Source organism: Stenotrophomonas sp. C-A, assembly GCF_054030835.1.
Genome location: NZ_CM132916.1, coordinates 3,234,328 through 3,257,233 on the forward strand (window position 1 = coordinate 3,234,328; position 22,906 = coordinate 3,257,233).

Sequence of the window (22,906 nt, forward strand, 5' to 3'; positions counted from 1 at the left end):
TTGGTTCACTGCATGGAGCACTGATGACATGGATGACGCCCCTTCTCTACCGCAACTGCAGCAATCGCTGCGACGCCTGCACTGGCTGGTTGCCGGGCTGTCCGTGTTGTTGCTGGGCCTGACCGCAGTCACGGCCTGGATGCTTTCGCAGCGCGATGCCCCATTACACGTCGATCATTTGAGCACGCGGCAGCTGCAGGTACTCGACGAGCACGGCGTGGTGCGGGTGGAGATTGGCCAGGACAGCGCAGAAGACGGGCGACGAAGCCGAGCAGCGGGCATCCTGATTTTCGATGCCTCCGGCGCCGAGCGAGGCGGCCTGAGTACATTCGAGGACGACAGCGTCGCTCTTGCCCTGGATGCCCCGAAGGGACAGGGCGAGGACCGTTGGCGGGACCGGGCCGGACTCCGTGTGGACGCCGACGGCTCCGCGCAACTGCTGCTGACCGACAATTTGACCCGCGGCGCAGTACGCCTGCATTCCAAGGGAACCGGCGGCGGAGGGCTGGACACCTTCAAATGGGATATGAGCAGCGGCACACTGCATACGCGAACGCTTACCTTTGACGGCGACGAGCGCAGTCAACGCCCGTTCGAGCAGTAATTGCAACAGACGGCGGCAATGGTTGCCGGCGCATGGAACCTTTACACGTGGCCTTGGCCGCTCGCCTAAGCTCAGGACTCCTTAACGGAGTACGCCGATGCCTCTGCGCCCCGCCCTGCTCGCCTGCCTGCTGCTGGCCGCCCTGCCGGTGATCGCCGCCGAGCCGGTGCGCGCGGTCGACACGCTGGACATCGATCGCTATGCCGGCCAGTGGCACGAGATCGCGCATCTTCCGGTGTCATTCCAGAAACAGTGCGTCGGCGAAATCACCGCCAACTACGGGCTGCGCCGCGATGGCCGCATCAGTGTCACCAACGCCTGCCGCAACGGCGACGGAGAACGTGTGGTTGCTGAAGGGGTAGCACGCCCGGTTGCCGGCCATCCCGGCCAGCTGCAGGTGCGCTTCGTGCCGGACTGGCTGAGCTGGGTGCCACTGGTCTGGGCCGACTACTGGGTCCTGGCCCTGGACCCGGACTATCAGTGGGCGTTGGTCGGTGAACCGGACCGTAAGTACCTGTGGATCCTCTCGCGCCTGCCGGAAATGGATCGCGCCCGGTTCGAACAGCTGAAAGAAAAAGCCGAAGCCATGGGCTACGACCTCGGCCCGCTGCGCCTGATGGCCCCGATTCGCGATACACCCGCCGACTGAACCTCCCCGCATCCGGCGCACCACGCGCGCGCCATCCGGCGCCGCGCACGCCCGGCCGCCATCTTCACGCGCTACCCTCTGCGACGGGTCGCCACAGGCGATCCAAACGACCATACGCCGTAGTATGCTTATCCAACGCACCCCTCCAGAGGACCTGCGCCCATGCTCCACCGTTTCCGTATCGCCTTGATCGTCCTGTGCACCCTCGCCCTTGTTGCCTGCAACAACGGCATCGTCAAGCGTGTTTCGGAACCGGCGGCCAGCCTGCAGCAGCTGACCGTGCGCGCCGACGGCAACTGGACCGTGGCCCTGCGCCTGCAGAACTACAGCTCCATGCCCATGACCTTCGATGACGTCGCGCTGGCACTGACCGTCGGCGACAGCGACGCCGGCACCCTGCAGGCCAAGCCGGGCATCTCCATCGGCGGCACCTCGGCCGATGTCATCCAGGTCGACCTCGTGCCCAGCTCGGCCGCGCGCCTGGTGGTGGCCGACGCATTGGCCAGCAACCGCACCCTGGCTTACGGCCTGAAGGGAACGGTGGCGGCCACGCCGCAGGAAAAGAAGCAGCGCAGCTTCGACATCAGCAGCCGCAGCACCCTCAACCAGGCCCCGGGCCTGCCGGGCGTGCTGCGCTGACTCCCGCTTTCCGCCGCGGCGCCCGGCGCCGCTCCCCCTGTCCCTGATCAAATCGAGACGTACCGATGAGCAGCTACACCGCCCCGCTTTCCGACCTCCGTTTCGCCCTGCACGATGTGCTCAAGGTCGAACCCCTGTTCGCCCGCCTGGGCTTCACCGACGCCACCGCCGACGTGGTCGATGCCGTGCTGGAAGAAGCCGGCCGCTTCAGCGCCACCGTGCTGGCCCCGCTCAACAGCGTCGGCGACGAGATCGGCTGCGTGCTCGACCAGGCCACCGGTGAAGTGACCACCCCGCCCGGCTTCAAGCAGGCCTACGACCAGTTCGTCGATGGCGGCTGGACCGGCCTGACCGCCTCACCGGAACTGGGCGGCCAGGGCCTGCCGCACACCCTGGGCGTGCCGCTCAACGAAATGATCAACGCCGCCAACCTGGCGTGGGGCAACTTCCCGCTGCTCTCGCACGGCCATCGAAGCGCTGAAGCAGCACGGCGAAGCCTGGCAGCACGAGGCCTTCCTCAAGCCGCTGATCGAAGGCCGCTGGACCGGCACCATGTGCCTGACCGAACCGCACTGCGGCACCGACCTGGGCCTGCTCAAGACCAAGGCCGAGCCGAATGCCGATGGCAGCTACGCGATCACCGGCACCAAGATCTTCATCACCGCCGGCGAGCACGACCTGACCGGCAACATCGTGCACCTGGTGCTGGCCAAGCTGCCTGACGCCCCTCCGGGCGCCAAGGGCATCTCGCTGTTCGTCACCCCCAAGTTCAAGGTCGACCGCGACGGCAACGTCGGCGAGCGCAACGCACTGCGCTGCGGCTCGATCGAGCACAAGATGGGCATCAAGGGGTCGGTCACCTGCGTGATGAATTTCGATGGTGCGCAGGGTTACCTGGTCGGCCAGCCGCACAAGGGCCTGCAGGCCATGTTCACCATGATGAACACCGCGCGCCTGGGTGTGGGCCTGCAGGGCATCGGCCTGTCCGAGCGCGCCTACCAGAATGCGCTGAAATACAGCCGTGAGCGCCTGCAGTCGCGCGCCCTCAGCGGCGCCAAGTTCCCCGACAAGCCGGCCGACCCGATCCTGGTCCACCCGGATGTGCGTCGCATGCTGATGACGGTGAAGTCGCTGGTCGAGGGCAGCCGCCTGCTGGCCCTGCACGCTGCCACCCTGATCGATGTCGCCCACCATGCCGAGGACGCCGCCGAGCGCGAGCGCGCCGACACCCTGGTGAGCTTCCTCACCCCGATCTCCAAGGCCTGCCAGACCGAGTGGGGCATCGAGAACACCTACAACGCCCTGCAGTGCTTCGGTGGCCACGGCTACATCCGCGAGCACGGCATGGAGCAGCTGGCGCGCGACGCCCGCATCACCACGCTGTATGAAGGTACCACCGGAATCCAGGCGCTGGACCTGATCGGCCGCAAGACCGCGTCCAGCCAAGGCGCCGGCCTGAAGCTGATGCTGGCCGAGATCGAAGCCTTCGCCAAGGAACACGAGGGCAACGAAGCGCTGGCCGAGTTCATCGGACCGCTGCGCACCAAGGCCGCCGAATGGGGCAAGCTGACGATGGACGTGCTGCAGCGCGCGGCCGCCAACCCGGACGAACTGGGCGCGGCCAGCTACGACTACCTGTTCTATTCGGGGTACGTGGTACTGGCCTACTGGTGGGCCCGCAGCGTGGCCGCCGCCGACGCCAGCGCGCACGGCGCCGCCTTCGCCCAGGGCAAGCGCGAGACCGCGCGGTTCTACTTCGCCCGCGTGCTGCCGCGCACCCTCAGCCACGCCGCCGCCATCCAGGCCGGCGCCGCCCCGCTGATGGCGATGGACGACGAGCGCTTCGGCGCCTGAGCCGGGCTGCCGCCCGGCACCCGCGGAAGCAACGGCTGGAGCAACAGCAACAGCCGGCTTCCTGAGGGATGGCAGGGTGGGTCCAATTGCGGGGGGCGCTGCAAGTACGTCCATGTAAGCTCGGTCGCCGCTTGCTCGTGTGCGCAGTCCTGCGCACACGGCAAGACCGGGGCTGGGCGTCCTGCCCAACCCGCCCGAGGCATGCCTCGGGCCCATGCGGCTCACGCCCCCGCAACCGGACCCACCCCGCCTTCGACAGATTTCTGCTGCTGTTGGTAGGTGTCGACCTTGGTCGACACGGTAAATCCACGCCACGCGTGGATGGAAACCAACGAAATCCCTCTGGAGAAAAGCCCCCTTTTGTTAAAGGGGGCGCGCCAAAGGCGCGGGGAATAGGAGGAATGCGCGGACCTGAATTGTTGCGTTTTGGGTATCGCCCAAGTGGCGATACCCAAAACGCAACAATTCAGGTATAAGCTGTTCTCCCGATGGAGACAGACACTACACGCTTGGGTCTGATCGAAGCCGGAGCTCCGTTTTCTGCTCCGGGCGCCGAAGCATCGCCCAACGCCACGACGCTGCATCGCCCCGGTTCGGTCCGGCTGCTCTCGCTTGATGCCCACGGACGCGTACTGGACTGGATCACCTGGCAGGATGCGGCGTGCCTCTACGCCCGCGAAGCCGTCGCCTGGACACTCGGCGATCCCTGCCTGCACATCCACGGCGGCACCAATCGCTTCAGCGGTCTGCAGAGCGGCATGGACCTGCACCCGATCATCGCCGCCCGCGGCCACGCCCGCTCCCGCGCGATCGACCCGACGCCGAACCTGACCAACCCGGCCCTGTTCGCCCGCGACGCCCACCTGTGCATGTACTGCGGCCAGCAGTTCAACCGCCCCACGCTCACCCGCGACCACGTCATGCCACTGTCCAAGGGCGGCCTGGACTGCTGGGAAAACGTGGTCACCGCCTGCTTCCACTGCAACTCGCGCAAGAGCGACCGCACCCCGCAGCAGGCCGGAATGCCGTTGCTGGCGGTGCCCTACCGGCCCAGCTGGATCGAGCATCTGATCCTGTCCAACCGCAACATCCTGGCCGACCAGATGGCCTTCCTGAAGGCGCAATTGCCGAAGCGCTCAAAACTGAGCACCTGAATCGCCGAAAATGCAACCCTCACCGTCCTGTCACGGGCGGCGGCGTTTGCTTGCCCCACCCCCGTTTGAGGGCGAAAATGGGCGTTCAGAACAAGTGCGAACATGATGATCGACTCTGCCCGCTATCCCCGCCTCGCGCGCATCCAGACACCGGATGACCTGCGCACGTTCGACGAATCCGAATTGAGGGCGGTCGCCGACGAACTGCGCGCCTACCTCATCGAATCGGTGGGCAAGAGCGGCGGCCACTTCGCCGCCGGCCTGGGCGTGATCGAACTCACCGTGGCCCTGCACTACCTGTACCAGACCCCGCAGGACCAGCTGGTCTGGGACGTCGGTCACCAGACCTACCCGCACAAGATCCTGACCGGTCGCCGCGACGAGATCCACACCGTCAAGCAGAAGGACGGTGTGGCGCCGTTCCCGAAGCGTGAAGAGAGCGAGTACGACACCTTCGGCGTCGGCCATTCGTCGACCTCGATCTCGGCCGCGCTCGGCATGGCCATTGCTCGCCAGTCCGAAGGCGACAACCGCCAGGTCGTAGCGGTGATCGGTGACGGTGCGATGACCGCCGGCATGGCCTTCGAAGCGCTGATGCACGCCGGCGGCATGGAGCCGGAGCCGAACCTGCTGGTGATCCTCAACGACAACAACATGTCGATCTCCGAGGCGGTCGGCGGCCTGACCAAGATGCTCGGCCGTGCTACCGGCAGCCGCACGCTCAATGCACTGCGCGAAGGCGGCAAGAAGATCCTCGGCGACAAGAAGAACAACCCGGCGCGCTTCGTGAAGCGCTGGGAAGAACACTGGAAGGGCATGTTCGTGCCGTCCACGATGTTCGAGGAAATGGGCTTCCACTACACCGGCCCGATCGACGGCCACGACATGCCCGCCCTGCTGTCCACGCTGAAGACGCTGCGCGCCTCCAAGGGCCCGAAGCTGCTGCACGTGATGACCACCAAGGGCAAGGGCTACGAGCCGGCCGAAGGCGATCAGATCGGTTACCACGCGGTGGGTCCGTTCGATCCGGACAAGGGCCTGGTGGCCAAGGCCGGCGCCAAGAAGCCCACTTACACCGACGTGTTCAGCGACTGGCTGTGCGATGCCGCCGCTGCCGAGCCACGCCTGTACGGCATCACCCCGGCGATGCGCGAAGGCTCCGGCCTGGTGCGCTTCAGCAAGGAATACCCGCAGCGCTATTTCGACGTCGCGATCGCCGAACAGCACGCGGTCACGCTGGCCGCCGGCATGGCGACCCAGGGTGGCAAGCCGGTGGTGGCGATCTATTCGACCTTCCTGCAGCGCGCGTACGACCAATTGGTGCACGACGTGGCCATCCAGGACCTGGATGTACTGTTCGCGATCGACCGCGCCGGCGTGGTCGGCCCGGACGGTGCGACCCACGCCGGCAACCTCGACCTGAGCTTCCTGCGCTGCGTGCCGAACATGGTGGTGATGGCGCCATCCAATGAAGCCGAGTGCCGGCAGATGCTCAGCACCGGCCTGCAGCACCCGGGCCCGGCCGCCGTGCGCTATCCGCGCGGCACCGGCACCGGCGTCGCCGCAGGCACCGACCTTTCCACCCTGCCGATCGGCAAGGGCGAGCTTCGCCTGCAGGGCAGTCGTATCGCCCTGCTCGCCTTCGGCAGCACCGTGGCCGCCGCCGAACAGGTTGGCCGCGAACTGGGCCTGAGCGTGGTCAACATGCGCTTCATCAAGCCGCTGGACCGCGAGCTGGTGCTGGCTGTCGCCGCCCAGCACGAGGGGCTGGTGACGATCGAAGACAACGTGGTGGCCGGTGGCGCCGGCTCCGGCGTCGGTGAGCTGCTCAATGCCGAAGGCGTGCTGCGCCCGATCCTGCACCTGGGCCTGCCCGACAGCTACCAGCACCACGCCAGCCGCGAGGACCTGCTGGCCGAAGCCGGCATCGACGCCGCAGGCATCCGCGCGGCCGTACTCAAGCGCTGGCCGCAGCTGGCTGCCGGGACCCCGCCCCTCAGCGCGGCAGGCTGAGACCGGTCACCACCCAGTGGATCCACGCATGGCGTGGATCCACTGCGGAACAGGGGTCGATCCACGCCATGCGTGGGGACAGATCAGGGAGCCCCAGCCCTCAGCCGTAGCTGACCGCTTCCACGAACGCGCCGCTGGCCTCCACCCGCACCGCAGCGCGCTGCCCGGTGTCGACGAAGTGGAGGCGTGCGAGGGTTTCAGCGAAATCGTAGGCCCGGGCACCATCGCGGAACTCGATCGGTTCCGGCCGGTCCGGGTGCAGCACGCGCCATTGGCGTTGCTCGCATTGCAGGCGGATCAACATGCAGCTCACTCCTTGAGGCAGCGTATCGACGGTGGCGGGACGGGCGTGCCGGTTACGGCAGACTTCATCGCGGCGGATCAGGGGCACGCAGAGGTGCCCTGATCGCAGAAGATACGACGTTCAAAATGTGAGCTGTATCAGATTATTCTGATTTTCGAGGCGCGTGCTCAATTCACCTGGAACTGCGCCCGGCAACCGTCGCTGACCCAGATGCCACGGCGGTCCCAGCCCCAGGTCTGGCCCTCGATGCAGGCGCTGCGTGAATCCTGACGGACCAGGCGCACACCACGACGGATGCGCGCATCACAGTACTCCTGGCGATGACCGTTGGAATGGCAGGTGATCACCTCACCCCCACCCCAGCCATTGCCGCCATTGCCCCAGCCGTTGCCATGGCCACCACCCCAGCCACCGCCGCGGCGGTACTCGCCAACGAACTCGGCACGACAGCCCTGGGTAACCCAGACACCGTAGCGCGATTGTCCCCAGGTCTCGCCTTCCACGCACGGCGAGCCCGACAACTGGCGGATCATCCGGGCACGGCCTTCCAGGCGGCATTCATTGCTGCGGTTCTTGATCGATTCGCAGCGTACGATGCCGCCGCCATCACGACCGCCGTAGCGATCGTCGTCATAACCGTAACCATAGCTCTGCGCCTGCGCGCCGCCCGCGGCCGCCAGCATTGGCAGCAGGGTGCAGGCCAGGGTGCGCCAGGTGAGTGCCTTGCCCATCGGGATCTCCGGATGAATACGATGGCGCAAGCATCCGGGATTCGTTGCGCGGCGCACAGGGGGCGCCCTACGGCGGTTTTTTCCCCATTCAAACAACTCAACCGTGGCTGACTGCGCCTCGGCCGGTGGCGTCAACTTCCGACGTGGAGTGCGTCCACCGAATTGCCGAGCGCCTCGACCCGTACCGTGCTGCGCTGGCCGGTACGGCGGTGGTGCTCCAGGGCCCGCGCCGCAGCGACATCGAAAGCCTCGGCGCCCCGTGCATAACGGGTGGCGTCATGCGCCTGCGGATCCAGTACGGACCAGTGCCGGGCGTTGCATTTAACGGTAATGACCATTGGAAGACTCCTGCGGAATGAAGGCACGCCGGCAGCGGAAGGCCCTGAGCGCCGGTACACCATCAGGCTAGCGAGCACCTCCGGGATGGCCTATCAGATTTGTACGAAAATGCCGCGCCGGACTGTCAGACCGCACCGCCCTCACATCCCTGAGGCCGTTTAGTGAATCCCTTTCGTGACCCTTGTCACGGAGTTGGCAGAGCTTCACACTACCGTCACCAACAGGGGCCCCTTCCACATGCGCACCTTCTTCTCGCAGCAGCGTTCGACGTTGCTGAAGTTCTACTTCGTGGCCAGCTATCTGGTGCTGATCGAGGAACTGATCCGCGCCGCCCTGCACTGAGCACTTGCTGCCGTTTTTCCTGCGGTCGACACTGTTGCTTTAGGCACGGAGCTCCGCCGATGAAATCCCTTCTTCTGATTCCCGCGCTGCTGGTCCTGGTCGCCTGCGCCAGCCCGGACAAGGCACCCACGCACGCCGAAGCGACAGCCACGTCGCCGGCCACGCCGGTGGTCGGCGGTGATCGCGATGCGCATGGCTGCATCGGTTCGGCCGGCTACCAGTGGTGCGAGCACAGCCAGCGTTGCGAACGCCCGTGGGAACTGGCGCAGGCACAGGGCCTGGCCAATACCGCCGAAGCCATCAACGCCTATTGCGCAAAGCCGGCCAGCCCGGCGCGCAAGTGAGTCGCGCCCACCATGGCTGAGCTGAGTCCGCTCCCCACCCTGGCCCCGGGCCGCTACCGCCACTTCAAGGGCGGCGAGTACGAAGTGCTGGACATCGTCCGCAGCAGCGAGACCCTGCAGCCGATGGTGCTGTACCGCGCGTTGTATGGCGAAGGCGGCCTGTGGGTACGGCCGTACGCCATGTTCGTCGAGCAGGTGCCCGGCGAGCACGGACCGCAGCCTCGTTTCGCCCGCATCGACGCATGACGGTTCCGCTGCCGGTCCAGGCCGGCAGCGCGCGGCAACACAGCGGGCCTGCGCTACAATCGTACCGTCCAGTCGGTTTCTTCCCCCCATGTCCGCATCCCCCTCCCGTTCGCGCCGCAAGGCGCCCGACAGCGTGCGCCAGTCACTGCTGCAGGCCACCATTGAAGTGATCGGCCGTAACGGCCTGGCCGCGCTGACCGTGCAGGACGTCGCGCAGGCCGCTGGTGTCAGCAAGGGTGCGTTGTTCCATCATTTCAGCAGCAAGCAGGCACTGGTGGATGAAGCCGTCGGCGCGCTCATCGGCGAGTTCGAAGCGCGGGTACGCGCCCTGCTGCAGGAAAATCCCGAAGGCCATGGCCGTTTCAGCCGCGCCTATGTGCAGGCCAATTTCGAGCATCTGCTGCAGCAGGAGCAGGACAACGACATCGGCCTGACCCTGGGCAACCTGATGGAACCGGCCCTGCTCGCGCATTGGCGCACCTGGAAGCGTGCGATGCTGGCCGAATTCGCCGGCGAAGCCAACGATCCCCGACTGTATGCGGCGCGCTGCGCGGCCGATGGTTACTGGGCCACGGCCTACGGCCGGCCGCTGGACGAGGAGGAACGCATCAACGCACTGGCCATGGCCGAACAGGCCCTGAAACTGTGCGACCCGCAGTGAGCTGGAGCGCGCAATGAATCCCTACCTCTACCTTGCTGCAGCCATCATGCTGGAAGTGATTGCCACATCACTGTTGAAGGCCTCCGACGGCATGAGCCGGCTGGCGCCGACGCTGGGCGCGCTGGTCGGCTACGGGCTGTGCTTCTACCTGCTGTCGATGACCATGAAGTCGATCCCGACCGGCATCGCCTACGCGATCTGGTCCGGCGTCGGCATCGTGCTGATCTCGCTGATCGGGCTGGTAGTGTTCAAGCAGCGCCTGGATGCACCGGCGTTGATCGGCATCGGCCTGATCTGCGCCGGCGTGCTGGTGATCAACCTGTTCTCGCGCAGCAGCGCACACTGAGCACGCTGCTGCGTGATCAACGCTAGCTGACCTTCTTCGCTACGGTCATGCCGAGCAGGAACAGCACCACGGCAATGATGATGCCGGCCCAGAACAGGAACTTGGCGATGCCGACCGCGGCACCGGCAATGCCGCCGAAGCCGAGCACGCCCGCAATGACGCCGATGATGGCGAAGATGATGGCCCACTTGATCATGTCAAACCTTTCCCCGCGGGGACTGCGTACTGGATGATCAGGCTAGGCCGTGGCCGATGCGGCAGTCGTGAACAGGCCGCGTGCGCGGCGTGAATCAGCGCGGACGGAAGCGCAGCAGCGCGACGGCAAACGCCAGGAACACGCTGCCCACCAGCCGCTCGAACCAGCGTCGTGCAAACGGCTTGGCCAGCCAGCGGCGCAGGCCATGGCCACCTGCTGCATACATCACGTACCAGAACAGTTCGCAGGCGGCGAAGGTGGCCACCAGCACGCTGTACTGCAACGCCTGGCCGCGTGACGGATCAACGAACTGCGGCAGGAACGCCGCCGCGAACAGCAGCAGCTTGGGATTGCTCAGGCCCACCAGAAGGCCACCACGGAACACGGTCCAGGCACCAAGCGTCGGCGTCATCGGCAGTGCCGCATCCACCGTCACCGCAGGCGCGGGACGGCAGCTGTCGCGCCATGCCTTCAGGCCCAGCCAGGCCAGGTAGGCCACACCCAGATAGCGCAGCACTTCGAACAGCATCGGCGAGGAATGAAGCAATGCGCTCAGGCCAGCAGCGGACGCGGCCAGCACCAGCAGCATCGCCAGCAGGCAGCCGGCCATCGCCGGCACACTGCCGCGGAAGCCGAGTCCGACGCTGCGGCCGAGGATATGCAGCATGTTCGGCCCCGGCGTGCCACACAGAACGAACACCGTGGCCAGGAACCACCACCAGGTATGCAGGGCCATTTCAACATCCACGCAGGAAAACCCAGCAAGCTTAGAGCGTGACCATGGCCTGCGTCACATACAGCCTGACGCGGATGCGACGGTTACAGACGCGTACTCACGACGTCAGCAGACGCGCGCTGCGCAGCTCTACCCAGGCCGAGCGCAGGACCCTCAACGCCGAGCGCAGGAACAATACCAGCAGTGCGACCGCTACCAGCAGATCCGGCCAACCCGCACCGAACAGCGCTACCAGGCCCGCGGCCAGCAGCACCGATACGCCCTCATACAGATCATTGCGCGAGCATTCCCAGGCGGACGCCAGGTTGATGTCGTCGTTGCGATAAGGGGTCAGCAACCACAGGCACGCCGCGTTGGCGGCCAGGTTGAGCAGCGCCGCCAGGCCCATGCTGGCAAACAGGGGCACCTCCGGATGCAGCAACCGCCATCCGATCTGCGCAGCCACCGCGAGCGCTGCCACCAGGATCAGTAGCCCCTTGAACAGGGCAACCCGCGCCTTGGCCACGAGGCCTGCGCCGACCACGGCCAGGCTCAATGCATAGGTCGCCGCGTCACCCAGGTTGTCCAGGGCGCCAGACAACAGCGAGGACGAATGGCTGTACCCGGCAGCAGCGACCATCAACGCAAAGGTGGCCAGATTGACCAGCAGCACGATCCACAGCACGCGCCGGTGCCGCGCCTGCATCGCCGCCACGTCCAGGGTCTTGCCACAGCCGCAACACTCGCCCATCGCCCCGCCCTCCCATTGGTAGCGACATTATCGCGCCGCAGCAGCACCGGGGTCGATCAGACCCCGCTCGCGGACCTGCCCAACGCCCACGTATTGCGCAATGCCCTTCCTCATTGTGCTGCAATGACCCCCTCTTCCCTGGAGCAATGCATGAAGACTCTCGGCCTGATCGGCGGCATGAGCTGGGAAAGCTCGGCCCAGTACTACCGGCTCATCAACGAGGACGTGCGGCAGCGCCTCGGTGGCGCGCACTCCGCGCAGCTGCTGCTGTGGTCGGTGGACTTCGCCCCGATCAAGCAGCTGCAGCACGACGGCGACTGGGATGCACTGGGCGACCACATGGTCGACGCCGCACGGCGCCTGCAGGCCGGTGGTGCCGATCTGCTGCTGGTCTGCACCAACACCATGCACACGCTGGCCGACCGCATCGAGGCGGCCTGCCCACTGCCTCTGCTGCATATCGTCGACCCCACCGCCCAGGCCATCGTGCAGGCAGGCGCACGCAAGGTGGGCCTGCTCGGCACCGCCTTCACCATGGAGCAGGACTTCTACCGCGGCCGGCTGCAGGATCGCTTCGATCTGGAAGTGCTGGTGCCCGATGCCGATGACCGGCGCAGCGTGCACGACATCATCTACCAGGAGCTGATTGCCGGCGTGGTCAGCGAGCACTCTCGGCAGGTCTATGCCGGCGTGATCGCGCGACTGGTGGCGCGCGGTGCCGAAGCGATCATTCTTGGCTGCACCGAGATCATGCTGCTGGTACGCCCGGAGGACAGTGCAGTGCCGTTGTTCGATACCACTGCCCTGCATGCGCGGGCTGCGGTGGACGCAGCACTGGCCTGATCCTGCCTTCGATGCAGCGCGGAATCAGTCCGCGCCCTGCACTTCCAGCGCGGTGATCAGCCACTCGACCACCGCCTGGGAATCGCAGAGGAAGAAGATGGCATCGCCGGAGCGCGCTTCGGTAAGCAGGCGATAGACCGTGATCGCCACCGCCGACTGGTTGGCGATGAACACTTCCGGGCTGCGCGGCCCTTCGCTGTGGCCGGCAACCGCGTGCAGCGCCTTGCGTGCGGCCACGGTCGCAGCCGGGTCCGCGCTGCGGGCCAGTTCCGGCCCGCGCAGACCCCAGGCAATGAACACGTGCTTGCCCTTGAACGTGGTGTCCAGGACCCGCACCTCGGCGCCGCCTGCGTCGGCCGAGCGATGAATGACGGTACTGCTGATCAACGCAACCCCCTGTGGTCGTCGTGGTCCGCGCATCCTCCCCCACAGGCCGCCCGCACACCAGTGACGGCAGCCACAGGCTGCGCCGACAGGCGTGGAAGACATGTAAGAAGGTGTAAACCGATGCGATCGGATGTGCAGCGATGATACGGGATGTAAGCCTCTGCATGGGCCCGTGCGCACTACTAAATCCTTACTGAGCCACTTCCGGAACGATGCGTTCCGACGGCCCCGTGCTGGGTCATTCTTGCCGCCCGAATCCCCGCTCGAGGCTCCCCATGACCCTTCGCCCGCTGCTGCCGATCACCGGCGCCGCCCTTGCCCTGCTGCTGGCCGCCACCGCCGTGGCCGCCCAGGACTACGACACTGATCACATTCCAGCGCTGCGCTGCGAATCCCAGTTCAACAAGACCGAGCAATGCCCCATCCAGGGCCCGATGCGCCTGGCCAGGCAACTGTCAGTCACCCGCTGCGTGGAGAACCAGAACTGGGGCCAGAGCCGCCGCATGCTGTGGGTGACCGATGGCTGCCGTGCCGAGTTCGTCGCCGACGGATACGGGCGCTGGCCGGGACGTGGCCGCGGCCGTGACCGCGACAACGAGGGTGAACGCCTGGTCTGCGAGTCCTACGAGAACAAGGACAAGGAGTGCCGGATTCGCGTTCGTCACGGGGTACGGCTGGTCAAGCAGAAATCGGTGACGACCTGCATCGAGGACCGCAACTGGGGCTGGGACCGTCGCGGCGTGTGGGTCAGCGACGGCTGCCGTGCCGAGTTCCGGGTGTATTGACTGCCTGCCACGCGCTGGCTGCAACGAGTAGGCGTGCGTGCAAGGCGGAGTCGATAGACTATGGCCTGCATGGCATGGAGCACGACATGGAACGATGGTATCTGGCGACGCTGCTGGCGTTGATCCTGCATCAGATCGACGCTGCGTTCTGGCAGGAATGGACCATGTTCCATGTGCCCGGCGGCATCCAGGGCTTCCTGCTGTTCAACCTGTTCGCAGTCGGCGCCGTGCTTTGGGGTTATCGCCATACCCTGCTGGGCACATCCACGGCGCGCGGCTATGCACTGGTCTGTGGCGCGCTCGGCATTGGCACGGCGTTGATCCACCTGGCGTTTGCCCTGCTCGGTCGCAATGAATTCCACCTGCCGCTGTCGATCATCGTCCTGCTCGCCTGTTTTGTATCGGGTGGCGGCCTGTTGCTGCAGCTCCGCCCGCGATGAGCCGGACGTCGCGTTCTCCGCGCCTGCGTAACGGCAGCCCCCGGGACGCGGATGCCTTGATCGCGCTCGACAGCGTGGCAGCCATTGATCCAGAGCGGATCATGCAGATTGGCAACTGGCTGGCACACGGCGGCCTGCAGGTCGCCGAGCAGGACGGCAGGGTCGTCGGCTACCTGGTCATGCATCACCACTTCTTCGGCGAGGCCTTCGTCGAGATGCTGATGGTGTCGCGCGAACGGCGCGGCCAGGGCATCGGTACCGCACTGCTGCGACACGCGATCGCACGGCGCGGTCGCGGCAAGCTGTTCACCTCGACCAATGCCTCCAACATCGGCATGCAGCGCCTGCTCGTTGCGTCGGGCTTCATCGACAGCGGCATCGTGCACGGATTGGATGACGGCGACCCGCAGCTGATCTACCGCTTCGCTGAAGACTGATCATCGGCATCAGCAGCGCGCACAAAAAAGCCCACGCATTGCTGCGCAGGCTTCTTGATTCATCACAGTGGTCGGGACGGCCGGATTCGAACCGACGACCCTCTGCCCCCCAGGCAGATGCGCTACCAGGCTGCGCTACGCCCCGACTGATGCTGCGATGTGCCCGCCAGTGCGGCGGGCCGTGAAGTATAGCGGATTACGATGGAAATGGGATCAGCGGCGCAACAACTGCAGCACTTCTTCCAGCTCCATGCGCACCTGCTTGATGATCTGGTTGCTCAGCGCCGATTCCTCGCGGGCATCGGGCCCATCCAGACGCAGGCGTGCGCCACCGATGGTGTAGCCCTGTTCGTACAGCAGGCTGCGGATCTGCCGCACCATCAGCACGTCGTGGCGCTGGTAGTAGCGGCGGTTGCCTCGGCGCTTGGCCGGCTCAAGGCTGGGAAACTCGGTTTCCCAGTAGCGAAGGACGTGCGGCTTGACGTCGCACAGCTCGCTGACTTCACCGATGGTGAAGTAGCGCTTGGCCGGGATTGGCGGTAGTTCGCGGTTACTGCCCGGATCCAGCATAAGCTTCCACCCTCTCCTTGAGCTTCTGGCCCGGACGGAAGGTGACCACCGTACGGGCGGAAATCGGAATTTCCTCGCCGGTCTTGGGGTTGCGACCTGGGCGCTGGTTCTTGCGCCGAAGATCGAAATTACCGAAGCCCGACAGCTTCACCTGACGTCCCTGTTCCAATGCTTCACGCAGCACATCGAAAAACGCGTCGACGAATTCCTTGGCTTCCCGCTTGTTCAGACCGACTTCGTCGAACAGCTTTTCCGCCATCTCCGCCTTGGTCAATGCCATTGCCTGCTACCCCCGAGTGCTGCCCGCTCAGCCGCGGATCCGGGCGTGGTGTTCACGCTCGATGGCAGTGACCGCCTCGGCCACCACCGCATCCACGTCGCGGTCCGTCAGAGTGCGCGACTTGTCCTGCAAAATCAAGCCCATAGCGAGACTCTTGAATCCCGGCTCGACGCCCTGGCCGACATAGCGGTCGAACAGGTTCAGGTCGCGCAGCAGCGGGCCGGCGGCCTGGCGGACGGTCGCCGCCAGATCGGCCCAGGCCACCTGTTCAGGCACCAGGAACGCCAGGTCGCGGCGCACGGCCGGGAAGCGCGACAGCTCGCCTGCACGCGGCACGCGGCGGGCGGTCAGCGGTTCCAGGTCCAGTTCGAAGGCGTAGACGTCGGCTTCGATGTCCATCGCCTTGACCAGGCGCGGATGGACCTGGCCGATCCAGCCGATCGCCACGCCATCGCGGAACACCTCGGCCGAACGCACCGGGTGGCCGTAGGGACGGGCCGACGGGCGGAACTCCAGCTGCGCGCCACTGGCAGCCGCCAGCGATTCCAGGTCGCCCTTCAGGTCATGGAAATCGACCTTGCGGGTCGGCAAACCCCACTGCACCGCCTGCGCGTCACCGCAGACCGCAGCGGCCACGCGCGGGGTTTCCAGCGGCGCCGGTTGGCCGTCTCCGGCCTGCTGGGCGAACACACGGCCGAGCTCGAACAGGCGCACGCGGCCGAGCTGGCGGGCGGCGTTACGGCCCAACGTGGCGACCAGGCCCGGCAGCAGCGACGGGCGCATCACCGCCAGTTCGGCCGACAGCGGGTTGGCCAGCGGCACCAGGCCGTCGCGCAGCTGCCACTGGGTCAGCAGCGCGTCGTCGACGAAGGCGAAGTTGACGGTTTCCTGCTGGTCGCGGGCGATCAGCTGGCGGCGCACGCTCAGTGCGTCCAGCTGGGTCTCGCTCGGCATCGCCACGCGGGCGGCGCCGCCCGGCAGCGTGGTCGGAATCTGCTCGTAACCGTGGATACGGGCCAGCTCTTCGATCAGGTCTTCTTCGATGGCGATGTCGAAACGGCGGCTCGGCGCAGCGACCTGCCAGCCCTCGGCAGTGGCGGCCACGTCCATGCCCAGCGCGCGCAGGATGCGCTCGACTTCGGCGTCGTCGATGGTGATGCCGAGTACGCGGGTGATGCGCGCGCGGCGCAGCACGATCGTCGCCGGCTGCGGCAGGTCATCGGCGCGCACGGCCTCGGTGACCGGCGCCGGGGTACCGCCGGCCAGGTCCAGCACCAGGCGGGTGGCGTATTCGATGGCGGTGCGCGGCAATGCCGGGTCGACGCCACGCTCGAAGCGATGGCCTGCATCGGTATGCAGGCCCAACTTGCGGCCACGGCCCATGATCGCGGCCGGCGCGAAGTGCGCAGCTTCCAGGAACACGGCGGAGGTGGCGTCGGTGACGCGGGTGTCGAAGCCGCCCATCAGGCCGGCCAGGCCGACCGCACGGTCAGCATCGGTAACCACCAGGAAGCTGTCGTCCAGTGCGGCATCGCGGCCGTCCAGCAGCTTCAGGCTCTCGCCCGCGCGCGAACGGCGCACGGCGATACTGCCCTGCAGGGTACCGAGGTCGTAGGCATGCATCGGCTGGCCCAGCTCCAGCATCACGTACTGGGTGATGTCGACCAGCAGCGAGACCGGACGCACACCGCTGCGGCGCAGGCGCTCGGCCATCCACAGCGGGGTCTTGGCAGCGGCGTTGACGCCTTCGATGACGCGGCCCAGGTAACGCGGTGCTTCGGCGCCGGCGTCGAGCTGGATCGACAGTTCGCGGCTGCCGACCGGCGCAATGGCGTCGGCCGCGAAGTCCAGCACTTCACTGCGGGTCGCGGCGGCGACGTCATAGGCGATGCCGCGCAGGCTGAAGCAGTCGGCGCGGTTCGGGGTCAGCTTGATCTCGATGCTGGCGTCCGGCAGCCCCAGGTACTCGACCAGGGACTGGCCGACCGGTGCGTCGTCCGGCAGCTCCAGCAGGCCGGATGCATCATTGTCCAGGCCCAGCTCCTTGGCCGAGCACAGCATGCCGTTGGACTCGACGCCACGCAGCTTGGCCGGCTTGATCTTCAGCTCGCCGATCTGCGCACCGACCATCGCCAGCGGCGCGACCAGGCCCGGGCGCGCGTTCGGCGCGCCGCACACGATCTGCAGCAGCTCGCCCTGCCCGGCATCGACCTTGCACACCTGCAGGCGATCCGCTTCCGGATGGCGCACGGCTTCCACGATGCGCGCCACGACCACGTGGTCGAGGCCGTCGCCGAGCGCGGTCACCTCTTCCACTTCCAGGCCGATGGCGGTCAGCACCGCGCTGAGCTCATCGCGCGAGGCGGAGGTCGGGACGTGGCTGCGCAGCCAGTTTTCGGAGAATTTCATGGTGTCACCCTGGTGGGAGGTGTGCCTCCCGTTGCGGTTTTTGTGGTCGCCCAGCGCATGCGCAAGGAGGCGTCCATCCAGAAAAGCAGCCGAGCATGGCTCGGCTCTACACGGTTGCGGCTTACGCGAACTGCTTCAGGAACCGCACGTCGTTCTCGAAGAACGCGCGCAGGTCGTTGACGCCGTAGCGCAGCATCGCGAAACGCTCCACGCCCATGCCGAAAGCGAAGCCGGTGTAACGCTCCGGATCGATGCCGACATTGCGCAGCACGTTCGGATGGACCATGCCGCAGCCGAGCACTTCCAGCCAGCGGGTGCTGCCATCAGGCTGCTGCCAGGCGATGTCCACCTCCGCGCCCGGCTCAACGAACGGGAAGTAGCTGGGACGAAAACGCATTTCGAAATCGCGCTCGAAGAACGCGCGCACGAACTCGGCCAGCGTGCCCTTCAGGTCGGCGAAGGTCGAATGCTCGTCGACCAGCAGGCCTTCGACCTGGTGGAACATCGGCGAATGGGTCTGGTCGCTGTCGCTGCGGTACACCTTGCCGGCGGCGATCATGCGCAGCGGCGGCGCGTGGTCGCCCATGTAGCGCACCTGCACACCCGAGGTATGCGTACGCAGCAGGCGGCCGTCGCCGAAGTAGAAGGTGTCGTGCATGGCGCGCGCCGGGTGGTGCGGCGGGAAGTTCAGCGCCTCGAAGTTGTGCCAGTCGTCCTCGATCTCCGGCCCTTCCGACAGCTCGTAGCCCAGCCGGCCGAAGATGCCGGTGATGCGCTCCAGGGTGCGGGTGATCGGGTGCAGGCCGGCACGGTCGCCATTGCGGCCCGGCAGGGTGATGTCGATGGCTTCGGCGGCCAGGCGCGCATCCAGTGCCGCGTCTTCCAGCAGCGCCTTGCGCTCGCCCAGCGCGCGGGTCAGCGCGTCACGGGCCTGGTTGATCGCTTCACCGGCGGCCTTGCGCTCCTCGGCCGGCAGGGCGCCGAGCTGCTTGAGCTGCGAAGTGATGCTGCCACTCTTGCCAAGCAGGGCCACGCGCAGCTGTTCCAGCACGTCGGGGCTCTGTGCGGCGGCCACATCGGCCAGCGCCTGGGTGGTGAGGGATTGGATGTCGCTCATGGGGGGCCGGAACTCCAGTCGATCTGCCATCGCGATGCGCGAAGGGCCGACCCCTGTCGCCACCGCTGTCCCCGCGCTGCCATCGTGGCTTCGCCGGGACCCAAAAAAGAATGGGGAAGGACTTGCGCCCTTCCCCATGCATTGCCTTGACCTGACACCGTTCCGAGTGAACGGTTACGGCATCGGGAAGGACTTATGCCGCCAGCGCGCCCTTGGCCTTTTCGGCCAGCGCAGCAAAACCGGCTGCGTCGTGCACGGCGATGTCAGCCAGGACCTTGCGATCCAGGGTGATGCCGGCCTTCAGCAGACCGTTCATGAAGCGGCTGTAGCTCAGGCCGTTGATGCGGGCAGCCGCATTGATACGGGTGATCCACAGCGAACGGAAGTTGCGCTTCTTCTGCTTACGGCCGATGTAGGCGTACTGCTGTGCCTTGATGACCGCCTGCTTGGCGACGCGGAAGACCTTGCGACGGGCGTTGTAATAGCCCTTGGCGAGATCCAGAATTTTCTTGTGGCGGCGACGCGCCTGTACGCCACGCTTAACTCGTGCCATTTTTCAGTTCCTCAGAGGTAAGGGAGCATGCGGTCCAGACGGCCTGCGTCTTCTGCACGGACATGGCCCGTCTGACGCAGATTACGCTTACGCTTGGTCGCTTTCTTCGTGAGGATGTGGCTACGGTTGGCGTGGCCGCACTTGTACTTGCCCGAGGCGGTCTTGCGGAAACGCTTGGCCGCTGCCCGGTTGGTCTTGATCTTGGGCATTGCAATGTCCTTGATGGGGGTGACCCTGGTTTCTGACTGATCTGGCGGCGGCCTGGGCCGCTCTTTCCGTCCTGCCATGATCGGCGTACGACCCGTCCTGGGTGGGTCGAGCCGGGCATGATACAGGCAAAACCGCCCTGCCACCAGCCCCTGCAACCCGTTACCGGCAATTCACCGGCCTCCTGCAAAAGCAAAGGGACGCCAGCGGCGTCCCCTTATCCTGAACCATTCAGCCAGGCGCCCCGGAAGGCGGCCCGTCAGGCCTCAGGTCTTCTTCTTCGGCGCGATCATCATGACCATCTGACGCCCTTCCAGGCGCGGACGGGATTCAATGACGATGTCCTCGCCCAGATCGGCCTCGATCCGGTTGGCCATTTCGCGGCCCAGTTCCTGGTGGCTCATTTCACGGCCACGGAAGCGGATGTTGACCTTGATCTTGTCACCATCCTCGAGGAACCCGCGCATCTTGCGCAGCTTGATCTGGTAGTCGCCCTCGTCCGTGACCGGACGGAACTTCACTTCCTTGATCTCGACCTGCTTGGTCTTCTTCTTGGCCTCGCTGGCCTTCTTCTGCGCTTCGAACTTGAACTTGCCGAAGTCCATGATCTTGCAGACCGGCGGATCGGCCTGCGGCTGGATCTCGACCAGGTCCAGGCCTTCATCTTCGGCCATGGACAGCGCTTCGTCGCGCGACAACACGCCGATCATTTCTCCGTCACTGCCGATCACGCGGACGCGCGGCACACGGATTTCCTGATTCTTGCGGTTCTGTTTGTTGTCAGGGGTGCTGATATTACGTTCTCCCAAGGGTATCGAACCGGTCCGGGTGCCTGTGCGCCCGGACCGGACCTTTGCTTACGCGCCCTCGGCGTGGAGCCGCTCGATGAAGGCCTGCAGGCTCATGCTGCCCAGATCTTCGCCAGAACGCGTACGCACCGCCACAGCCCCATTTTCCTTCTCGCGGTCACCGATGACCAGCAGGTAGGGCACGCGCTGCAACGTATGCTCGCGGATTTTATAGCCGATCTTCTCGTTACGCAAATCCGAGCTGACGCGGAAGCCTTGCTCCGCAAGGGTTTTGGTCACGCCCGAGACGTACTCGGCCTGGGCGTCGGTGATGTTGGCCACCACCACCTGGGTCGGCGCCAGCCAGGCCGGGAACTGGCCGGCATGGTGCTCGATCAGGATGCCCAGGAAGCGCTCCATCGAGCCGACGATGGCGCGGTGCAGCATGACCGGATGCTTCTTCTGGCTGTTCTCGTCCACGTACTCGGCGCCCAGGCGGCCCGGCATCATGAAGTCGACCTGCATGGTGCCCAGCTGCCAGGTACGGCCGATGGCATCCTTCAGGTGGTACTCGATCTTCGGGCCGTAGAAGGCGCCCTCGCCCGGCAGCTCCTGCCACTCCACCCCATTGCTGGACAGTGCCGAGCGCAGCGCGCCCTCGGCCTTGTCCCAGGTGGCGTCATCGCCCAGGCGCGATTCCGGACGCAGGGCGATCTTGACCTGGATCTCATCGAAGCCGAAGTGCTGGTAGACCGCCAGCGCCTGCTGGTGGAATGCGGTCACTTCCGCCTCGACCTGGTTTTCCGTGCAGAACACGTGGCCGTCGTCCTGGGTGAAACCACGCACGCGCAGGATGCCGTGCAGCGCGCCGGACGGCTCGTTGCGATGGCAGGCCCCGAACTCACCATAGCGGATCGGCAGGTCGCGGTAGCTGTGCAGGCCCTGGTTGAACACCTGCACGTGGCCCGGGCAGTTCATCGGCTTGAGCGCGTAGGTGCGCTTCTCCGATTCGGTGAAGAACATCGCGTCCTGGTAGTTGTCCCAGTGGCCGGATTTCTGCCACAGGCTCACGTCCAGGATCTGCGGGCAGCGCACTTCGCCGTAGCCGGTCTTGCGGTACACCTTGCGCATGTACTGCTCGACCACCTGCCACAGCGCCCAGCCCTTCGGGTGCCAGAACACCAGGCCCGGCGCTTCTTCCTGCAGGTGGAACAGGTCCTGCTGCTTGCCGATGCGGCGGTGGTCGCGCATCTCGGCTTCCTCGATGCGCTTGATGTACGCCTCAAGCTGCTTCTTGTCGGCCCAGGCGGTGCCATAGATGCGCTGCAGCTGTTCGTTCTGCGCGTCGCCACGCCAGTAGGCGCCGGAGATGCGGGTCAGCTTGAAGGCCTTCAGGAAGCGCGTGTTCGGCACGTGCGGGCCGCGGCACATGTCCACGTATTCCTGGTGGTAGTACATGCCCATCGCCTGGATGTCGTCGGACATGTCCTCGATCAGGCGCAGCTTGTAGTCCTCGCCGCGGGACTTGAAGATCTCGATCACTTCGGCGCGCGGCGTCACCTTCTTGATGACGTCGTAGTCCTGGGCGATCAGTTCACCCATGCGCTTCTCGATCGCGGCCATGTCGTCCGGGGTGAACGGGCGCTCGGAGTAGATGTCGTAGTAGAAGCCCTCGGCGATCACCGGGCCGATCACCATCTTCACGTCCGGGTACAGCTGCTTGACGGCGTGGCCGACCAGGTGGGCGCAGGAGTGGCGGATGATCTCCACGCCCTCCTCGTCCTTGGCGGTGATGATGCGCAGGCTGGCATCGTGGTCGATGACGTCGCTGGCATCGACCAGCACGCCATCGACGGCACCGGCGATGGTGGCCTTGGCCAGGCCGGCGCCGATCGACTGGGCGACGTCCATGACGCTGACGGGGTTTTCAAACTCGCGGCGGCTGCCGTCGGGAAGGGTAATGTTGATCATCGCATTGGCTTCGTGCGGGGCCCGCGGGGCGGGCTGGAAAGCGCTCCCGGGGCGGCGCCCGGGCAATAAAAAAGCGCCACGAGGGCGCCTGGAACACAGGGCCTTCGGGGGCAGGTCAACAGTGGGCGGTGGTAGTGCTCATGTCGCACGCTCGGCCGGCGCTGGGCGCGGGCCACCTTGTTCCAGTCAGGGAGTGTGGATGATCTTAAACCAGCGCACCGGAAAGCCCAA

The 22,906-nt window shown here is 66.0% G+C and carries 28 protein-coding genes, 1 tRNA gene and 1 pseudogene; 14 read left to right on the top strand and 16 right to left on the bottom strand.

The features are described 5' to 3' along the window. The first annotated feature begins 28 nt into the window (after positions 1 to 28). The 6 genes and pseudogenes from ACW5IY_RS15230 to dxs all read left to right on the top strand — a co-directional run bounded on the left by ACW5IY_RS15230 (position 29) and on the right by dxs (position 6,913). The gene (locus ACW5IY_RS15230) at positions 29 to 604 is read left to right on the top strand and encodes a hypothetical protein (protein ID WP_049437371.1); all 576 of its coding nucleotides are present in this window, start codon (positions 29 to 31) and stop codon (positions 602 to 604) included. 97 nt (positions 605 to 701) lie between these two features. Next, on the top strand, positions 702 to 1,253 hold the full coding sequence (locus ACW5IY_RS15235) for a lipocalin family protein (protein ID WP_049437370.1): 552 nt from the start codon (positions 702 to 704) through the stop codon (positions 1,251 to 1,253). Positions 1,254 to 1,415: 162 nt separating this feature from the next. After that, entirely contained in the window at positions 1,416 to 1,892 is a 477-nt protein-coding gene (locus tag ACW5IY_RS15240) for an LEA/WHy family protein (protein WP_049401709.1), read from the top strand. 65 nt (positions 1,893 to 1,957) lie between these two features. Then, positions 1,958 to 3,746 (top strand): annotated as a pseudogene (locus ACW5IY_RS15245) (acyl-CoA dehydrogenase C-terminal domain-containing protein). 488 nt (positions 3,747 to 4,234) lie between these two features. Continuing rightward, positions 4,235 to 4,900, top strand: coding sequence for an HNH endonuclease (locus tag ACW5IY_RS15250; RefSeq protein ID WP_019336875.1), 666 nt, complete (start codon positions 4,235 to 4,237; stop codon positions 4,898 to 4,900). Between the two features lie 105 nt (positions 4,901 to 5,005). Then, positions 5,006 to 6,913: a 1-deoxy-D-xylulose-5-phosphate synthase gene (dxs, locus tag ACW5IY_RS15255; protein ID WP_010486509.1), complete on the top strand. Its 1,908-nt coding sequence runs from the start codon at positions 5,006 to 5,008 to the stop codon at positions 6,911 to 6,913. A 100-nt stretch (positions 6,914 to 7,013) separates the two neighbouring features. Here dxs and ACW5IY_RS15260 read toward each other — a convergent pair whose 3' ends face one another. The 3 genes from ACW5IY_RS15260 to ACW5IY_RS15270 form a co-directional block, all read right to left on the bottom strand. Beyond that, a complete protein-coding gene (locus tag ACW5IY_RS15260) occupies positions 7,014 to 7,217 on the bottom strand; it encodes a hypothetical protein (protein ID WP_005417823.1) in 204 nt (67 codons plus the stop codon). A 167-nt stretch (positions 7,218 to 7,384) separates the two neighbouring features. Continuing rightward, on the bottom strand, positions 7,385 to 7,948 hold the full coding sequence (locus ACW5IY_RS15265) for a DUF3011 domain-containing protein (protein WP_010486507.1): 564 nt from the start codon (positions 7,946 to 7,948) through the stop codon (positions 7,385 to 7,387). Between the two features lie 131 nt (positions 7,949 to 8,079). Then, the gene (locus tag ACW5IY_RS15270; protein WP_049434145.1) at positions 8,080 to 8,286 is read right to left on the bottom strand and encodes a hypothetical protein; all 207 of its coding nucleotides are present in this window, start codon (positions 8,284 to 8,286) and stop codon (positions 8,080 to 8,082) included. Positions 8,287 to 8,688: 402 nt separating this feature from the next. Between ACW5IY_RS15270 and ACW5IY_RS15275 the strand changes: the two genes are divergently transcribed. The 4 genes from ACW5IY_RS15275 to ACW5IY_RS15290 all read left to right on the top strand — a co-directional run bounded on the left by ACW5IY_RS15275 (position 8,689) and on the right by ACW5IY_RS15290 (position 10,226). Then, a complete protein-coding gene (locus ACW5IY_RS15275; protein ID WP_049434143.1) occupies positions 8,689 to 8,973 on the top strand; it encodes a hypothetical protein in 285 nt (94 codons plus the stop codon). 12 nt (positions 8,974 to 8,985) lie between these two features. Beyond that, entirely contained in the window at positions 8,986 to 9,219 is a 234-nt protein-coding gene (locus tag ACW5IY_RS15280; protein WP_019660549.1) for a DUF1653 domain-containing protein, read from the top strand. 88 nt (positions 9,220 to 9,307) lie between these two features. Then, the gene (locus ACW5IY_RS15285; protein ID WP_049434141.1) at positions 9,308 to 9,880 is read left to right on the top strand and encodes a TetR/AcrR family transcriptional regulator; all 573 of its coding nucleotides are present in this window, start codon (positions 9,308 to 9,310) and stop codon (positions 9,878 to 9,880) included. 13 nt (positions 9,881 to 9,893) lie between these two features. Beyond that, on the top strand, positions 9,894 to 10,226 hold the full coding sequence (locus ACW5IY_RS15290) for an SMR family transporter (protein WP_049434138.1): 333 nt from the start codon (positions 9,894 to 9,896) through the stop codon (positions 10,224 to 10,226). Positions 10,227 to 10,248: 22 nt separating this feature from the next. Here ACW5IY_RS15290 and ACW5IY_RS15295 read toward each other — a convergent pair whose 3' ends face one another. The 3 genes from ACW5IY_RS15295 to ACW5IY_RS15305 form a co-directional block, all read right to left on the bottom strand. After that, positions 10,249 to 10,422: a DUF1328 domain-containing protein gene (locus ACW5IY_RS15295; protein WP_006380555.1), complete on the bottom strand. Its 174-nt coding sequence runs from the start codon at positions 10,420 to 10,422 to the stop codon at positions 10,249 to 10,251. Positions 10,423 to 10,516: 94 nt separating this feature from the next. Next, on the bottom strand, positions 10,517 to 11,158 hold the full coding sequence (locus tag ACW5IY_RS15300) for a LysE family translocator (RefSeq protein ID WP_019336882.1): 642 nt from the start codon (positions 11,156 to 11,158) through the stop codon (positions 10,517 to 10,519). Between the two features lie 97 nt (positions 11,159 to 11,255). Continuing rightward, on the bottom strand, positions 11,256 to 11,888 hold the full coding sequence (locus ACW5IY_RS15305; RefSeq protein WP_049434135.1) for a cation transporter: 633 nt from the start codon (positions 11,886 to 11,888) through the stop codon (positions 11,256 to 11,258). Between the two features lie 150 nt (positions 11,889 to 12,038). On the opposite strand from ACW5IY_RS15305, the gene ACW5IY_RS15310 reads away from it, so the two are divergent. Continuing rightward, positions 12,039 to 12,731, top strand: a complete 693-nt coding sequence (locus ACW5IY_RS15310) for an aspartate/glutamate racemase family protein (protein WP_049434133.1) — start codon at positions 12,039 to 12,041, stop codon at positions 12,729 to 12,731. Positions 12,732 to 12,755: 24 nt separating this feature from the next. Here ACW5IY_RS15310 and ACW5IY_RS15315 read toward each other — a convergent pair whose 3' ends face one another. Next, positions 12,756 to 13,151 carry a hypothetical protein gene (locus ACW5IY_RS15315; RefSeq protein WP_049434130.1) on the bottom strand — a complete coding sequence of 132 codons (396 nt, stop codon included), beginning with the start codon at positions 13,149 to 13,151 and terminating at the stop codon, positions 12,756 to 12,758. A gap of 242 nt (positions 13,152 to 13,393) precedes the next feature. On the opposite strand from ACW5IY_RS15315, the gene ACW5IY_RS15320 reads away from it, so the two are divergent. The 3 genes from ACW5IY_RS15320 to ACW5IY_RS15330 all read left to right on the top strand — a co-directional run bounded on the left by ACW5IY_RS15320 (position 13,394) and on the right by ACW5IY_RS15330 (position 14,780). Then, positions 13,394 to 13,903 (top strand): DUF3011 domain-containing protein, encoded by a 510-nt coding sequence (locus ACW5IY_RS15320; RefSeq protein WP_049434128.1) that lies wholly within the window; start codon positions 13,394 to 13,396, stop codon positions 13,901 to 13,903. 86 nt (positions 13,904 to 13,989) lie between these two features. Further along, a complete protein-coding gene (locus ACW5IY_RS15325; protein ID WP_049434126.1) occupies positions 13,990 to 14,343 on the top strand; it encodes a DUF6713 family protein in 354 nt (117 codons plus the stop codon). Then, complete coding sequence (locus tag ACW5IY_RS15330) at positions 14,340 to 14,780, top strand: GNAT family N-acetyltransferase (RefSeq protein ID WP_049434125.1); 441 nt, start codon at positions 14,340 to 14,342, stop codon at positions 14,778 to 14,780. Before ACW5IY_RS15325 ends, ACW5IY_RS15330 begins: the two co-directional genes overlap by 4 nt. 68 nt (positions 14,781 to 14,848) lie before the next feature. Here the strand turns inward: ACW5IY_RS15330 and ACW5IY_RS15335 are convergent. The 9 genes from ACW5IY_RS15335 to thrS form a co-directional block, all read right to left on the bottom strand. After that, positions 14,849 to 14,925: transfer RNA gene (locus ACW5IY_RS15335), tRNA-Pro, on the bottom strand. Positions 14,926 to 14,993: 68 nt separating this feature from the next. Beyond that, entirely contained in the window at positions 14,994 to 15,350 is a 357-nt protein-coding gene (locus ACW5IY_RS15340) for a MerR family transcriptional regulator (RefSeq protein WP_005410431.1), read from the bottom strand. Then, the gene (locus tag ACW5IY_RS15345) at positions 15,331 to 15,630 is read right to left on the bottom strand and encodes an integration host factor subunit alpha (protein WP_005410432.1); all 300 of its coding nucleotides are present in this window, start codon (positions 15,628 to 15,630) and stop codon (positions 15,331 to 15,333) included. Before ACW5IY_RS15345 ends, ACW5IY_RS15340 begins: the two co-directional genes overlap by 20 nt. 27 nt (positions 15,631 to 15,657) lie before the next feature. After that, positions 15,658 to 18,039, bottom strand: coding sequence for a phenylalanine--tRNA ligase subunit beta (pheT, locus tag ACW5IY_RS15350; protein ID WP_049434124.1), 2,382 nt, complete (start codon positions 18,037 to 18,039; stop codon positions 15,658 to 15,660). 121 nt (positions 18,040 to 18,160) lie between these two features. Continuing rightward, positions 18,161 to 19,156: a phenylalanine--tRNA ligase subunit alpha gene (gene pheS, locus ACW5IY_RS15355; RefSeq protein ID WP_049430376.1), complete on the bottom strand. Its 996-nt coding sequence runs from the start codon at positions 19,154 to 19,156 to the stop codon at positions 18,161 to 18,163. 193 nt (positions 19,157 to 19,349) lie between these two features. Then, on the bottom strand, positions 19,350 to 19,709 hold the full coding sequence (gene rplT, locus ACW5IY_RS15360) for a 50S ribosomal protein L20 (protein WP_005410435.1): 360 nt from the start codon (positions 19,707 to 19,709) through the stop codon (positions 19,350 to 19,352). Positions 19,710 to 19,720: 11 nt separating this feature from the next. Then, positions 19,721 to 19,918 (bottom strand): 50S ribosomal protein L35, encoded by a 198-nt coding sequence (gene rpmI / locus ACW5IY_RS15365; RefSeq protein WP_005410436.1) that lies wholly within the window; start codon positions 19,916 to 19,918, stop codon positions 19,721 to 19,723. 264 nt (positions 19,919 to 20,182) lie between these two features. Then, on the bottom strand, positions 20,183 to 20,725 hold the full coding sequence (gene infC, locus ACW5IY_RS15370; RefSeq protein ID WP_019660568.1) for a translation initiation factor IF-3: 543 nt from the start codon (positions 20,723 to 20,725) through the stop codon (positions 20,183 to 20,185). 48 nt (positions 20,726 to 20,773) lie between these two features. Then, positions 20,774 to 22,675 (bottom strand): threonine--tRNA ligase, encoded by a 1,902-nt coding sequence (thrS, locus tag ACW5IY_RS15375; RefSeq protein ID WP_049434123.1) that lies wholly within the window; start codon positions 22,673 to 22,675, stop codon positions 20,774 to 20,776. Positions 22,676 to 22,906 lie beyond the last annotated feature (231 nt).